The 13256-nt window shown below is 42.5% G+C and carries 14 protein-coding genes; 6 read left to right on the top strand and 8 right to left on the bottom strand.

What is annotated here, in order from left to right; translation table 11 throughout:
* Positions 1–18: 18 nt before the first annotated feature.
* The gene (locus AC1DYB_RS27705; RefSeq protein WP_477439796.1) at positions 19–783 is read left to right on the top strand and encodes an SDR family NAD(P)-dependent oxidoreductase; all 765 of its coding nucleotides are present in this window, start codon (positions 19–21) and stop codon (positions 781–783) included.
* 202 nt (positions 784–985) lie between these two features.
* Here AC1DYB_RS27705 and AC1DYB_RS27700 read toward each other — a convergent pair whose 3' ends face one another.
* Together AC1DYB_RS27700 and AC1DYB_RS27695 are read right to left on the bottom strand one after the other, a co-directional pair.
* Complete coding sequence (locus AC1DYB_RS27700) at positions 986–1795, bottom strand: helix-turn-helix domain-containing protein (RefSeq protein WP_477439794.1); 810 nt, start codon at positions 1793–1795, stop codon at positions 986–988.
* 68 nt (positions 1796–1863) lie between these two features.
* Positions 1864–2748 (bottom strand): oxidoreductase, encoded by an 885-nt coding sequence (locus AC1DYB_RS27695; RefSeq protein WP_477439792.1) that lies wholly within the window; start codon positions 2746–2748, stop codon positions 1864–1866.
* A gap of 194 nt (positions 2749–2942) precedes the next feature.
* Here AC1DYB_RS27695 and AC1DYB_RS27690 point away from each other — a divergent pair, with 194 nt between their 5' ends.
* Entirely contained in the window at positions 2943–4184 is a 1242-nt protein-coding gene (locus AC1DYB_RS27690) for an MFS transporter (protein ID WP_477439790.1), read from the top strand.
* A 34-nt stretch (positions 4185–4218) separates the two neighbouring features.
* Here the strand turns inward: AC1DYB_RS27690 and AC1DYB_RS27685 are convergent, their stop codons facing one another.
* From AC1DYB_RS27685 to AC1DYB_RS27670, 4 genes are all read right to left on the bottom strand, one after another.
* Positions 4219–4974, bottom strand: coding sequence for an HAD-IIB family hydrolase (locus AC1DYB_RS27685; RefSeq protein ID WP_477439788.1), 756 nt, complete (start codon positions 4972–4974; stop codon positions 4219–4221).
* A gap of 80 nt (positions 4975–5054) precedes the next feature.
* The gene (locus tag AC1DYB_RS27680; protein ID WP_477439786.1) at positions 5055–6071 is read right to left on the bottom strand and encodes a nucleoside hydrolase; all 1017 of its coding nucleotides are present in this window, start codon (positions 6069–6071) and stop codon (positions 5055–5057) included.
* A gap of 145 nt (positions 6072–6216) precedes the next feature.
* Complete coding sequence (locus AC1DYB_RS27675) at positions 6217–7512, bottom strand: hypothetical protein (protein ID WP_477439784.1); 1296 nt, start codon at positions 7510–7512, stop codon at positions 6217–6219.
* Positions 7513–7717: 205 nt separating this feature from the next.
* Positions 7718–8035, bottom strand: a complete 318-nt coding sequence (locus AC1DYB_RS27670) for a hypothetical protein (protein WP_477439782.1) — start codon at positions 8033–8035, stop codon at positions 7718–7720.
* Between the two features lie 313 nt (positions 8036–8348).
* Here AC1DYB_RS27670 and AC1DYB_RS27665 point away from each other — a divergent pair, with 313 nt between their 5' ends.
* A complete protein-coding gene (locus AC1DYB_RS27665) occupies positions 8349–8588 on the top strand; it encodes a helix-turn-helix domain-containing protein (protein ID WP_477439780.1) in 240 nt (79 codons plus the stop codon).
* A 64-nt stretch (positions 8589–8652) separates the two neighbouring features.
* Here AC1DYB_RS27665 and AC1DYB_RS27660 read toward each other — a convergent pair whose 3' ends face one another.
* Positions 8653–9582, bottom strand: a complete 930-nt coding sequence (locus tag AC1DYB_RS27660) for an AraC family transcriptional regulator (RefSeq protein ID WP_477390926.1) — start codon at positions 9580–9582, stop codon at positions 8653–8655.
* Between the two features lie 156 nt (positions 9583–9738).
* On the opposite strand from AC1DYB_RS27660, the gene AC1DYB_RS27655 reads away from it, so the two are divergent.
* On the top strand, positions 9739–11241 hold the full coding sequence (locus tag AC1DYB_RS27655) for an aldehyde dehydrogenase family protein (protein ID WP_477439778.1): 1503 nt from the start codon (positions 9739–9741) through the stop codon (positions 11239–11241).
* A 231-nt stretch (positions 11242–11472) separates the two neighbouring features.
* Entirely contained in the window at positions 11473–11847 is a 375-nt protein-coding gene (locus AC1DYB_RS27650; RefSeq protein ID WP_477390922.1) for a DUF779 domain-containing protein, read from the top strand.
* A 103-nt stretch (positions 11848–11950) separates the two neighbouring features.
* Here AC1DYB_RS27650 and AC1DYB_RS27645 read toward each other — a convergent pair whose 3' ends face one another.
* Entirely contained in the window at positions 11951–12373 is a 423-nt protein-coding gene (locus tag AC1DYB_RS27645; protein WP_477439776.1) for a secondary thiamine-phosphate synthase enzyme YjbQ, read from the bottom strand.
* A gap of 326 nt (positions 12374–12699) precedes the next feature.
* Here AC1DYB_RS27645 and AC1DYB_RS27640 point away from each other — a divergent pair, with 326 nt between their 5' ends.
* Positions 12700–13254 (top strand): RNA polymerase sigma factor, encoded by a 555-nt coding sequence (locus AC1DYB_RS27640; protein ID WP_477439774.1) that lies wholly within the window; start codon positions 12700–12702, stop codon positions 13252–13254.
* Positions 13255–13256 lie beyond the last annotated feature (2 nt).

Below are 13256 nucleotides of genomic sequence, written 5' to 3'. Positions count from 1 at the left end.
TCAAATTAAAACAGAAAAATGGAACCAACAAATAAAATAGCCCTTATAACCGGTGGCAGCCGCGGGTTGGGCAAAAACATGGCCTTAAGCCTGGCTAAAAAAGGCATTAACGTAATACTTACCTATCACAGTAAACAGGACGAGGCACAGGCAGTAGTGGCCGAAATTGAGAAAGCCGGTCTTAAAGCCGCGGCTTTACAACTCAATGCCGGCGATGTTAAAAGCTTCGATAGCTTTTTTACCGCGGTAAAAGCAGTGCTAAAAGACACTTTTAATACCGATCATTTTGATTTTTTAATAAACAATGCCGGTATTGGCGTTGGCGCTTCTTTTGCCGAAACTACAGAAGAAGATTTCGATCTGCTTTTCAATATTCATTTAAAAGGCGTATTCTTTTTAAGCCAAAAAGCGCTGCCAATTATTAACGATGGCGGCCGCATCATCAACATATCAAGCGGTTTGGCCCGTTTCAGTATGCCGGGTTATGCAGCTTATGCATCAATGAAAGGCGGCATTGAAGTACTAACAAGATACATGGCTAAAGAATTAGGCGCACGCAAAATTGCGGTTAATGTAGTTGCCCCCGGTGCTATCGAAACAGATTTTGGTGGTGGCCTGGTACGCGACAACCAACATGTAAATGATCATGTTGCCGGTATAACCGCATTAGGCCGCGTTGGCTTACCTGACGATATTGGTGGTGTAGTTGCATTTTTATGTACCGAAGAAGCCCGTTGGATAAACGCACAAAGGATAGAAGTTTCGGGCGGAATGAACCTTTAAGAATATCATTTTAAACTCCCGGTTTAAATAAAAAACTCCCGGTTGGCATCCGGGAGTTTCAAAAACAAAAATTCAAACCAATAAATTAACTAACCTTTTACAACTTTTCGTACGTTAATTAAAACGATAGGGTTACATTTTGTGAAAAATATTTTAAATACTGGTAATCAGGCAATCCGACAAGGTTTTGCTTAATTAATAATTAAATTCTGGATGGTGCAACACCATAAGTTTTTTTAAACGCAAACGAAAAATGTGACAGATCCTCAAAGCCCAGATCGAGGTAAACATCTGACGGGGCCTGCCCTTTTTCTTTAATAAGATAATGGGCCTCCTGTAACCTGCGCTGTTGTAACCACCTGCTGGGTGTAACATGAAATATCTTTTCAAAATCGCGCTTAAAAGTAGCAAGACTACGGCCTGTCAAATAAGCAAAGCGATTAAGGTGAACATTAAAATGGTAGTTTTTATTCATAAAACCCTCCAGATCTATTTTACCAGGATCGCTAAAATCAAATAAAACATCTTTGAGCCCGGGGTTTGCCTGGAGTAAAATCAGGATAGCCTCGCGTAACTTTAAACGTTGCAGATCATTACTGATAGTATGCCCTGTTTGCTGGTAAGGCAATAATGACTCCATAAAGCTTTTATAAAGCGGATCGGGCTTCAGGCTAATAAATGAATCACCGATATCGTGCTTACCTGATTGGTAACCATATTCAATACTGAAATTACGCAATGTTTCCTGGTCAAGATAAACAGACAAAGCCTTGTACTCGCCATTTAAAGGAGGCTGCTTTACAAACTTAACCAGGTGGTTACGTTTGCTCAATCTAAAATCGCCTTCTTTTACTGTATATGTTTTATTATTTGCATCGCTTATGGTGAGCGAGCCCGCTATCTGGTAGCTAAAAACATGCTCGGGCACAAATTGCTCGCCTTCCCTGCTCCTGGCTATGTAGCAGGAATAGTTTATTTGCCGCAGTACCTGTTCTTTTTCTTGTTTAAGCATGTAATTCAAATTTACAAATAATAACAGTACAGGATTATTTACCTCTACTGTTATTATTTATTGATAATTTATTTTTTAAGGTTGAGGTATGCTTTGCCTTGTTCAGATTCAAAGAAATTATCTGCCTCATCATGATCTGTGGAGATACTAACATCGAACCATTTTTCCAGCTCGGCCAGCTTTGCCGCTTCAGAACTTTTCACAATAGCTATCCCTTCGCTGCCCAATATCAAATGCAAAGGTGGCTTTGGCTCCTTAATAATATCAATCATTACTTTGGCTGCCTTATCAGGATCGCCCACGGGTACAAACTTTCCACTTTGAAAAAAGTCGGCCCTTTTACCTACAGAATCCTCATAGCCTTCAATAGATTTTGCATAGGTCATCGAGTCGCCTGCCCAATCTGTACGGAAACCACCCGGTTCAATCACAATTACTTTTATCCCCAAAGGTGCAAGTTCCTGGGCCAAACCCTCGCTAAAACCACTTAAGCCAAATTTAGCCGATTGATAAATAGTAACGCCTGCTGAACCAACCCTGCCCCCAATGGAGCTGATCTGCAATATATGCCCTGACCGCTGCTTACGCATATAAGGTAACACCGCACGCGTAATAGCAATGGGAGCATACAGGTTTGTTTCCAACTGGCTGCGCACCTGCTCATCAGTATAAGCTTCAGCGGCACCGGTAATACCAAACCCGGCATTATTTACCAATACATCAATGCGGCCAAAGTGCTGTATTGTTTTTTCAACCGCGGCATTTATTTGCTCCTGGTTGGTTACATCCAGTTGAACAGGTAATAACTGGTTAGGATATTGATCTGCCAGATCCTTTAATTGTGCTGTATTACGTGCTGTTGCAGCTACTTTATCGCCATTGGCAAGTACCGCTGCTGTAAGGCTTCGTCCCAATCCGCGGGAGCTGCCTGTTATAAACCAAATTTTTTCCATGTCTTTTTTACTTTTTTGTTACAACAAATATCGGGTGTATTTACAACCTCAACTTTGTTAAAAAGCTCAAGTTACTTTGTTAAAAAGTGCATAAAATCAAACAGCCTATCTCCCGCCATAATAAAAGGCAAACTATTTACAATCAAAAACTTATCTTTAGGCTGCCTGTATTATGATGTATTAAACTCAAGCTAATGGCGCCAAATACCACTAAAGCAACCCTGTTTCCCATACTGTTGGTAAACTTTATAGATACCCTTGGCTTTAGTGTCGTTATTCCGTTTTTGGTGGTTATTGTTTTAAAGCTGGGCGGTAATGAGGTGGTTTATGGTTTTATGAGCGCTACCTACTCCTTTTTTCAGCTGATAGGCGCCCCCATATTGGGCAATTGGTCTGACAAGTTTGGGCGTAAAAAAATATTGCTCCTGAGCGAGGCAGGAACCTTTTTGGCATGGCTTATATTTTTAGCCGGATTAATTATACCTAACCACCAGATAAAACTAACCGACACTTTTATATTTAGTCTCCCTTTACTACTCATCTTTTTAGGCAGGGCGCTTGACGGCCTCACCGGCGGTAATATGTCTGTTGCCAATGCTTACGTAGCAGATATTTCTGTAAAGGAGAATCGCAAACAAAATTTTGGGCAAATGGCCGCGGCATCAAATATGGGTTTTATTTTGGGGCCATTAATGGCTGGTTTATTAGGAGCCACCATATTGGGCAATATATTACCTGTTATAGTTACCGCGCTTATTTCGTTGGTGGCATTACTGGTAATCTGGTTGCGCATCCGTGAACCACAGGCTAAAAAAGAAAATGCCACCACTCCCTCCCCCCTCGTAAAACAAACCAATTTAAAAGGATTAAAGGAAGTGTTTAAACTACCTTATGTACCCTATTTTTTGGTCCTTTATTTCCTTATATTTTTAGGCTTCAATTTTTTTTATGTTGGCTTTCCGGTGTATGCTGCCGGGCAGCTGCATTGGAAAGTATTAAAACTGGGCGTCTACTTCTCCTTTTTAAGCGGGATGATGGTTTTAGTGGAGGGACCGGTATTGAGCTTTATTGCCAAACGCGTTTCTGGCGCTGTGTTGGTAATTACCGGCAGCCTGATCCTTTGTGGCTGCTTCGTGCTTTTAAAATTCAATAACATAGTGCTCATTTATTCTTCTGCCTTTCTTTTCGCAATTGGCAATGGCCTTATGTGGCCTTCATTTATCGCCTTGCTATCCAATACCGGGAACGGGCAGGTACAAGGTAAAATACAGGGCTTTGCGGGCAGTGCCGGCAGCCTGGCCAGCATCATTGGGCTCATTAGCGGGGCCTTTTTATATCATACGCTGGGATCAAACCTTTTCCTGGTAACGGCAGCCTTTATGTTGCTTATAGCATTCGCGGCTATACCTTTGATCAGGATCGAGAAAAAAATGTGAGATGTAAACTCCTCATTAATCAATTCTTTATTGATCAATGTACCGGTTTCAAACAAGCAATTACAGCTTCAATAACCCTTTTTGTTTCCCGCGGATCCCGAACCTGGATACAATCGGCGCTGGTGGTTCGGGCGGGATAATCGTTGCCGCCGTCAAAAAGGGCATCACCCATGAACAGCATTTCCTTGATGGATATTTTCAACATATCGCGAAGTTTGTACATCCCGTATGCCTTATCAATTCCCGGCTTGGTAACATCAATTGATGTAGCCCCACCCAGGTTTACCGCAAACTCCGGGATCAGTTTATCAAGAATCACTTTAATCTTTTTGCGCTTTTTAAAGTCGGGGTCCCAGGCTTTTTTGGGCTCCAAAGGGGCCTTTTGCCCAAGGGCCGAAAAGGTAATCTGGCTATCACGGTCTTCAACCGTATCGCCCCAGGTCTTTTCCGCTTTAAATCCCGATTTTTCCACGGCTTGATTTAGTGACGCAGTGATCTTTTCCTTTTCCTCCGGTGTAAAATCTTCCGAATAGATCTTTTTCCATTGGGATGCCTTGTACTGGTAAAATTTGGTTCCGCAGGTTGGCAATATAGATAAGTGAGTTAGCTTGCTGCCTTTGGGCAAATGTGCTATTACCTGCTTTTCAAACTGGGGCCAGTCGCCGCCAGATATGATAGCCACCTGCGCTACTTCCAGCAAGCCGGAAAACAGCAGCGCCATTTCCTTATCTATCGCTGCCTTGCTTTCGGCAAGGGTGCCATCCAGGTCAAAAACAATGAGTTTTTTCATGTTTTAATCCAACGGATGAGGAGGAGATTGGTTTTAATTTACTCCTCCATTTTGCATATAGCTTAAAGTACAGTACGTGCTTAAAGCATTTCCAGCTTGGCAAAAAAATCATTAAACATCAGGCTAATATCCAGGTGCTGGTAAACCCTGATGTTTCGGCCGTTGGCATTATACTCATAGGCACCTTGCGCGTTTATCCGTGGGCAGGGTTTAAGCACATAATCGCTGCTTGAAGGATCGGCCTCAAAGGAGGATTGCAAAGCGGTAAGCAACACTAGCGGGCTATCGCCTAAAATATAGGTTTCTCCAATATTAAGGTGGTATTGCTGTAAGCGAATCATGAGGTTTTCAAGCACATTGTTTAGGTACTTTCCTATCTCGCCATGAGGTTTTATCCGGGTTTGCAATTGTGAGTAAGGCAACAACGCCTGGCGATAAGCATTGCGGGGTATCTGCCATAATTTTAATTGCGGCTGGTTAAAAACAACCCTCGCCGCAGCAATGTCAATATTAAGATTGTATTCGGGATTTGAATAATTAGGTGGCGGTAGTGCCAGGTCGCTGTATTCGGCACCGCCTATCCAAACCAATGTAAACTTGCCGGCTATCTGCGGGTTGGTTAAAACAGCCGAAGCAACTTCGGTAAGGCCAGCGCCGCAAAGCACATATAAGGGCAAGGAAGTATCAGTACGTGAAGCCTCTTTGATAATAAAATCAACCGCCGCGCTTTTAACTGGGGTACTATCATTCAGCATCCCTGTGTTTGATCCGGCAATTACAGGCATCCGGCCATTCATCTTCATTATGCTTAGCAGTTCGGTAGCTTTTTTAACAGCATTATCTGCCTGGGTTTTGGAGTTATCAAATCCATCCCCCACTTTAAGGTGCGAGCCAATAATGCCCCTAATCTCCACCGATGGTGATAATAAAAGATGGGTAAGCGCAAATAAACCATCTGGATCGCCACTAAAGTCGTTATCAATAATAACCCGCATTCTGGCAACAACAGGCTTGCTATTAGCGGCCGTTTGCGCAAATGACATGGATGGCAGCATAAAAAGCAGCAAAAGGCTTATTATTGATAGTTTTCTTATCATGGGTTTAAATTTAATTGGTTTACTATGGCAATATAAACGTTTTTTGATAACCATGTACTTTGCCACGTTGATAATAGCAACAAGAACCATTAAATGAATTTTAGAATTGTTGCCTTTTACTCCTTTTAAATGACGCCAATTCCCCTTACCTGTTCAAAGGATACTCATTTACCCAATGAAAGCCACGCCGCAGCAGTAAAAAATTATCCAGGTCGTATTTTTTGAGGTTGATGGTCAGCGAATCTCTGTCCCATTTGCCTTTCAGCAGCAAATCGCCATTTTTTGCTTCGGTGTAAGTTAAATAGTGCTTGTTCACCGTATCTGCGTATGTATTAATAGTAATAACATGTTTCTTCAGGTCGGGTTTAAAGCTGTAATTTTTTGAACTATCGTTCATGAATTTAATCTGCGCATTATCTGTATAGCTAATCACCAACTTGCGCCAGCGGTTGGTATCTGTAGTAAGCGGCGCAATGGTATCCTTGTTTCGCACAAAGCTTTGCACATCATAAATACCATAAAAAGGTGGCTTTTTAGCCTTATCGCCATAGTATTTGGCGGCTTGTAAATTACTTATGGTATACCCAACCAGCACATACACTATAAAAACATATTTAATACAACATAGTGTGATGTTTTTCCACCTCTCCTTAAAACTGTGTGGAGCTATGTTTGATGGTGGGGCTTCCCTGTTTAGCAAAAAGAAATTAATTAAACGCCGCGCATCCTTAACCAGCAAAAACAACGACATTATTACCAGCATGGTTGATAACAACTTAACCGGCACATCAAAACAATAGTTTATAGCCATAATATTGCCGGCAACCACCACGCCCAACAGTGCACCAAGAGTTGTTGTTTTGCGAAAAAGCAACAACAAACCACAGCTTAACTCACCTATACCTGTAAAATAATTAAAGCCTTTGGAGTAGCCCATATACGTCCAGGCCAGGCCCATGGGCGATGCATTGCCAAAGGGTTCCAACAGGCGGGCGGGAGATGGTGACGGAAATTGCAGTTTAATCACTTTTATAAAGCCATAGGTGAGCATGGTGATAGCCACATAATAACGTACAATTACGCAAACCCAATAAAACAGCTTGTTATAATTGCGGGCCTTTCTGTCAATTGCCGACCAAACACCTGCACCTAAACCCGCCACTACCACGCTAAACAATATAATGAGGTAATCATAAGTGGTATCGCCGCTGCCATTGGTAAATATGGTAACAGGGTTGGCCATGTGTAATACGTGAGCCGCCAGCCATGGAATTAGTTTATGAAATGGCTGGATATAGTACCTGGAAGCTGCATTTAAAAATGGTATGGTGCCATTGGGATTAAACAATATGTACAGCAAAAAAAACACCAGGAAAAACCTTAATGCTATTTTTTGCGCACCAGACCAGTAAATGGGTTCAGTAGCGGCAGTAGTAGTCATATTTTATTGCGATGATTTAGTTTAGGCTAAATATAATAAATCAGGCAGTAAATTATTGAAGGGCAAAAAATTAAAGGGCGTAAGTAGTATCACCCACCGGGCCAGGATGCATGTGCCGCCCGGTTTTGGTACATACCAGGTGTAAAAGAATCGAAAGAAATTCACCTTTCACCTCATTTCAAAAAGGTGGAAGGTTGTTAAATATTTAAATCAGTACCGCTGTGGATACTCCTGCTTCGGCTATAAACAACCTGTTGATAAACGACCAAATAATATCAAACAAGCTTCGCTTTTTTACAGGATCAATAACAGGCACTTCAATGGGCGGCTGATCATCCGGCGGGGAATCAAGTTCCTGCATTTCAACCAGGATACTTTCACGTATGGCGGGGTCGCGGTTCACAATATCATCAAGTTCGGTAAGTTCGTTAAAGGTGGCTGTGCCACTCCTTTGTCTTTTAATCAGGATGTCGAAACGGTCTTGCAAGAATGTACGCCGCTCCAGTTGTTTGTGATGCTTCATGATGCTATCCCTTAGTGAACAACATGAAGCAAAGCGAATGCCATGGTTACATATAATTGATTATCAAATATTTATAAAATAAAAAACTAACTACCGTTCATTTTTGATACAAGAATATGTGCGGTATCGGTCATGTGATACAATTGAGTATGATCAACGCTAAATACAATAATATGGAAATCTTCCCCACTAAATTTAAAAAGCGATTTTGACGCCACAACCTACGCGACTACCTTTTATCGCAATAAATGCCTGAAGCAAAAATCCAACCTGTTTTTTATTACGTAATTGTTAAAAACAAATTAAGCACTTCATGAAAAATTCCAGGGATTATCATGTAAAAACGGTGGCCGAAAGCATAAGGAACACCAGGCAGCAGTTAAACTATTCGCAGGAATACCTGGCGGCTAAGCTTAATGTATCGCAAAATACTTATAGTAAAATAGAATTAGGAAACGTAAAACTAACCCTGGATAGATTTTTCAAGATCTGCCACATCCTCGAAATAGATCCTGCTGAAGTTATCAATGCCGACAAAGCATTTGCAGCCTGATGAGGGCGACAAAAAAAAGGACTAAAGAATATTTAAGCTGCATTTAATAACAATCGCTCGTCACCTAATTAACAACCTTCAATATCCCTGCCTTGTATAAACTCGGCGTAGTACCTGCAATTTTCCTGAACGCGCGGCTAAAATAATGCTGGTTGTTAAAACCTGCTTTAAAGCAGGCATCGGCCATACTGCAATACGGATTGTGTAATAACTGTTTGGCAAATTCTATCCGTTCCTTAATAATATAATCAACTGGCGACATCCCCATTTCATACTTAAAGGCTCTAAAGAAACTGGCTTTGCTCATGTAAGCCATCTGGCTAAGGGCGTCAATATTCAGTTTTTCGGTAAGGTGACTTTTGATATACTGTAATATATAAGCAAACCGCTTACCAGCAGATAGTTGCTGCAAGTTTTCCTGTACATGGTGCAGGTTTTGCATCTGCATAATACGGATAAGCAATTCTTTAAGAGTTAGATTAGCCAGCACATCTTTGGTAAGCACATCGCCGGTGCTTATGCTGATGAGCTTATTGATGAGTTGCGCCAGCTCATGGTTATTAAAAAAATGAAACTGCTGATAATTAAGCTGCCATTTATCATCGTCGGCCCGCGGGTAATTCTCGTTCAAAAAATCAATGGTACTTTTTATCTCCTGGTGGTTAATGGCCAATGCCGTACACTGCGATGGATTAAGCTCAGATGCTTCGGGAAAATCAATGGTCATGGTAACATTGGGCGGTACAATAACGGTTTCGCCGGGCAGGTAATCAAAGCCGGGCTTATCAAACAGGTGCATTACCTTTTTGCCCCGCAGCATACTGGTAATCACCAGATCGTTAAAAGTGAGGGGCACAAGTTCGCTGCGCTGATAAGTTTCGTAAATATTAAGTTCACAATGGTTTAAAGTGTATGCCTTACGATTTTCTACAAGCGTTTGTATCTCTTTTTTACCACTAAGGGCAAACGGAGACACCAGGTTTCTCTCATTCATAATTGGCTTAATTTAAAACAAGTTAGGCATAGTTAATGATACTTTATAATTCAATTTAAAATTGAAACTATAATGCACCCAATTGATAGCATTGTGCAAATAACCAATGCCATAGGCACTTACCTTAGCTACACCAATTAAAAAACAAAAACCATTATGAGTGTAGCGCAAAGACCAATCTTTAAGGAAAAGTACGATAATTTTATTGGCGGTAAGTTTGTTCCGCCCGTCAAAGGAGAATATTTTGACAATATTTCGCCCATTGATGGAAAAGTTTTTACCCGGGCCGCGCGCTCAACCAAAGAAGATATTGACGCAGCTGTTGATGCTGCTACCGAGGCATTTAAAACCTGGAGCAAAACGGCGGCAACCCTGCGCAGCAACCTGCTGTTAAAAATAGCGCAGGTGATTGAGGATAACCTAAGTTACCTGGCCACGGTAGAAACCATTGACAATGGCAAAGCCATCCGTGAAACCATGGCTGCCGATTTGCCGCTGGTGGTTGATCATTTCCGCTACTTTGCCGGGGCCATACGTGCCGAAGAAAGCAGTATATCCGAGCATGATGAGTTTACCGTAAGCATCAACCTACAGGAGCCGCTTGGCGTAGTAGGGCAAATTATCCCCTGGAATTTTCCTTTACTCATGGCCACCTGGAAAATAGCTCCTGCTTTGGCTGCCGGCTGTTGCGTAGTTGTGAAACCCGCAGAGCAAACCCCAACCAGCATTATGGTGCTGATGGAACTGATTGGCGATATCCTGCCTCCGGGCGTGCTAAACATTGTTACAGGTTTTGGGCCTGAAGCCGGTAAACCGCTGGCAACTAACCCACGCATCAGCAAGGTTGCCTTTACCGGTGAAACCACTACCGGCAGGCTGATCATGCAATACGCATCAGAAAACCTGATACCCGTTACGATGGAGCTTGGCGGTAAATCGCCAAATATTTTCTTTGAATCTGTTGGCGATGCTGATGATGAGTTTTTTGATAAGGCTGTAGAAGGTGCTGTACTATTTGCCTTAAACCAGGGCGAGGTTTGTACCTGCCCATCGCGCATGCTGGTTCATGAAAACATTTACGATAAATTTATGGAGCGCGTAATTGCCCGCACCAAAGCCATCAAAATGGGCGACCCGCTGGATTCAACCACCATGATGGGTGCGCAGGCATCAAATGATCAGTACGAAAAGATCTTGAGCTACCTGGATATTGGTAAAAAAGAGGGTGCCGAAGTATTAGCCGGCGGCGATGCACTGAAGCTTGATGGCGACCTTGCAAACGGGTATTACATAACACCAACCATATTTAAAGGGAATAATAAGATGCGCATTTTCCAGGAAGAAATTTTTGGTCCGGTTGTATCAGTTACCACTTTTAAAACCGTTGAGGAAGCCATCGAAATTGCCAACGACACCCTTTATGGTTTGGGCGCAGGTGTTTGGACCCGCGATGCACACGAAATTTACCAGGTACCGCGCGCTATACAGGCCGGCCGCGTTTGGGTTAACTGCTACCATGCCTACCCTGCACATGCACCATTCGGCGGGTATAAAAAATCAGGTTTCGGCAGGGAGAATCATAAAATGATGCTGAACTACTACCGCCAGACAAAGAATATGCTGATCTCATATAATAAGAACAAACTGGGCTTTTTTTAAGACCAGGCGAGTTGAGGTTGCTGCAATTGTATTGGGCTATTGCAGCGCCTCTTTTTAATACCAAATGAAAAGCAAAGAGTAGACAATACCCCTATTAAGAAGAGCGGCGGTTGTGTTTTCATTAACTAAGAACGCAGCCACTGCTATTTTGCAGCTCAACCTGCACGTGCTCCAAAAAAGGACCCATACTTTTGCAAAAAAGAATTTGTTATTTCTTATAACCTACCTGCCATGACCAAAAGAGTTTCTGTTACTCCCGAAGCCGAAAAGGTGATAGCTGAGCTAAAAGCCAAATTTGGCCCGCTGATGTTTCATCAAAGCGGAGGTTGTTGCGACGGCTCCTCGCCCATGTGTTTTGAAAAAGGTGAATTTAAAATTGGCAGCAGTGATGTAAAAATTGGCGAAGTAGCAGGTTTTGATTTTTTCATGAGCATTGATCAGTTTGAATACTGGCGGCACACGCACCTTACACTTGATGTTACTCCCGGCAGGGGCTCCAGCTTCTCTATCGAGATCCCGATGGGTATCCGGTTTATTATCCGCTCCCGCTTATTTACCGATGAGGAGTTGAATGATCTGGAACCTGTGGAATATTTTGAATCATAAACCTCGAATCCAAATTGCATATCTGCTCTGTATAGCTGGAGACGCAAATATGCGTCTCTACAAAATGAGGTTGAGCTTGCTACATAATTAACAAACGCCCCATTTACTCGCCCCAGGCTGTAATAACCAGGTCGCGGCTGCCGCCATAATTCCGATGCTCACACAGGTAAATACCCTGCCAGGTACCAAAGGCCGGGCGACCATTACGGATAGGCACCATTACCGAACTACCCAGCATGGCTGCTTTTAAATGAGCGGGCATATCATCAGATCCTTCATCATCATGCCTGTAGTCGGGGTCATTCTCAGGCACGGCCTTGTTGAAATACATTTCAAAATCCTGCCGCACGGTTGGGTCGGCATTTTCATTAATAGTTAAAGATGCCGAGGTATGCTGAATAAAAACCTGCATCACTCCCACCCGCATAGTTGCTATTTGCGGTATAGCCTGCAAAATTTCGGCAGTAATTAAATGAAAGCCCCGTTTGCGCTCCCGGAGGCGAAGAATTTGCTGATGTATTTGCATGAGGCTAAATATATTGAGAATAGATTCTTGGAGCAAGCACTTTTGGAGTAAAGATTTTTGGATCAAGGAGCAAAGACATTTAGAGTAAAGATTTTAGGACAAAAGATGAAGGATGCATTTTCCTTCTTTTTGTCCTTTGTCCAAAACTCCTTGCTCCTTGATCTAAATGTCTTTATTCCAAAAATCTTTGCTCTTTGCTCTAAATGTCCTTGTTCCAAAAATCCTTGCTCCTTGATCAAAAAAATCTTCGATTTTTTTCTAACTTTCTGTAACCAATTAAAATTTCTGCGGTCTCCAATATGTAAATTAAAATAACCGAGCCTTTTTTGAACGCACTTAGTGATAACACGATCATGCTCCGGGTAAAAGCCGGAGATTTGGAAAGGATGGGTTTGCTGTTCGAGAGGCATTACCGTTCGTTGTATGGCTTTTTGTTCCACATGACCTATCACCGCGAGGCCAGCGAGGATATGGTGCAAACTGTGTTTTACAAAATGCTGCGGTACCGTAACAGTTTTACCGGCGAGGGTGAGTTTATGGCCTGGATGTACCAGATAGCCCGCAATGTGCTGAAAGATGAGGTTAAAAAAAAAGGCAAACTGCAGGGAACGCACCATGATGCTAATGAATTGGCCGATAGGCTTCCCGGTGGTGCCAGTGCCGATGAGCACCTGGAAAAAAAGCAAGCTAATGCCGGTTTATACATGGCGATGAATAAGCTAAGCGATGACAACCGGGAAATACTGACGCTGAGCCGTTTCCAGGAGCTGAAATACCAGGAGATAGGGCAAATTTTAGGCATTACCGAAGGTGCCGCTAAAGTTCGCGCCTTTAGGGCCATGCAGGAGTTAAAGGATATTTATACTAAAATGGAACGTTAAAC

The organism is Mucilaginibacter sp. P2_A4 (genome assembly GCF_056405015.1).
The sequence above is the reverse complement of the archived record's forward strand: the minus strand, read 5'-3'. Positions and strand labels throughout refer to the sequence as shown.

Excerpts from the sequence above, each read along its gene's own strand:
- AC1DYB_RS27705 (WP_477439796.1), top strand. The coding sequence starts at position 19 with ATGGAACCAACAAATAAAATAGCCCTTATAACCGGTGGCAGCCGCGGG.
- AC1DYB_RS27700 (WP_477439794.1), bottom strand. The coding sequence starts at position 1,795 with ATGCTTAAACAAGAAAAAGAACAGGTACTGCGGCAAATAAACTATTCC.
- AC1DYB_RS27695 (WP_477439792.1), bottom strand. The coding sequence starts at position 2,748 with ATGGAAAAAATTTGGTTTATAACAGGCAGCTCCCGCGGATTGGGACGA.
- AC1DYB_RS27690 (WP_477439790.1), top strand. The coding sequence starts at position 2,943 with ATGGCGCCAAATACCACTAAAGCAACCCTGTTTCCCATACTGTTGGTA.
- AC1DYB_RS27685 (WP_477439788.1), bottom strand. The coding sequence starts at position 4,974 with ATGAAAAAACTCATTGTTTTTGACCTGGATGGCACCCTTGCCGAAAGC.
- AC1DYB_RS27680 (WP_477439786.1), bottom strand. The coding sequence starts at position 6,071 with ATGATAAGAAAACTATCAATAATAAGCCTTTTGCTGCTTTTTATGCTG.
- AC1DYB_RS27675 (WP_477439784.1), bottom strand. The coding sequence starts at position 7,512 with ATGACTACTACTGCCGCTACTGAACCCATTTACTGGTCTGGTGCGCAA.
- AC1DYB_RS27670 (WP_477439782.1), bottom strand. The coding sequence starts at position 8,035 with ATGAAGCATCACAAACAACTGGAGCGGCGTACATTCTTGCAAGACCGT.
- AC1DYB_RS27665 (WP_477439780.1), top strand. The coding sequence starts at position 8,349 with ATGAAAAATTCCAGGGATTATCATGTAAAAACGGTGGCCGAAAGCATA.
- AC1DYB_RS27660 (WP_477390926.1), bottom strand. The coding sequence starts at position 9,582 with ATGAATGAGAGAAACCTGGTGTCTCCGTTTGCCCTTAGTGGTAAAAAA.
- AC1DYB_RS27655 (WP_477439778.1), top strand. The coding sequence starts at position 9,739 with ATGAGTGTAGCGCAAAGACCAATCTTTAAGGAAAAGTACGATAATTTT.
- AC1DYB_RS27650 (WP_477390922.1), top strand. The coding sequence starts at position 11,473 with ATGACCAAAAGAGTTTCTGTTACTCCCGAAGCCGAAAAGGTGATAGCT.
- AC1DYB_RS27645 (WP_477439776.1), bottom strand. The coding sequence starts at position 12,373 with ATGCAAATACATCAGCAAATTCTTCGCCTCCGGGAGCGCAAACGGGGC.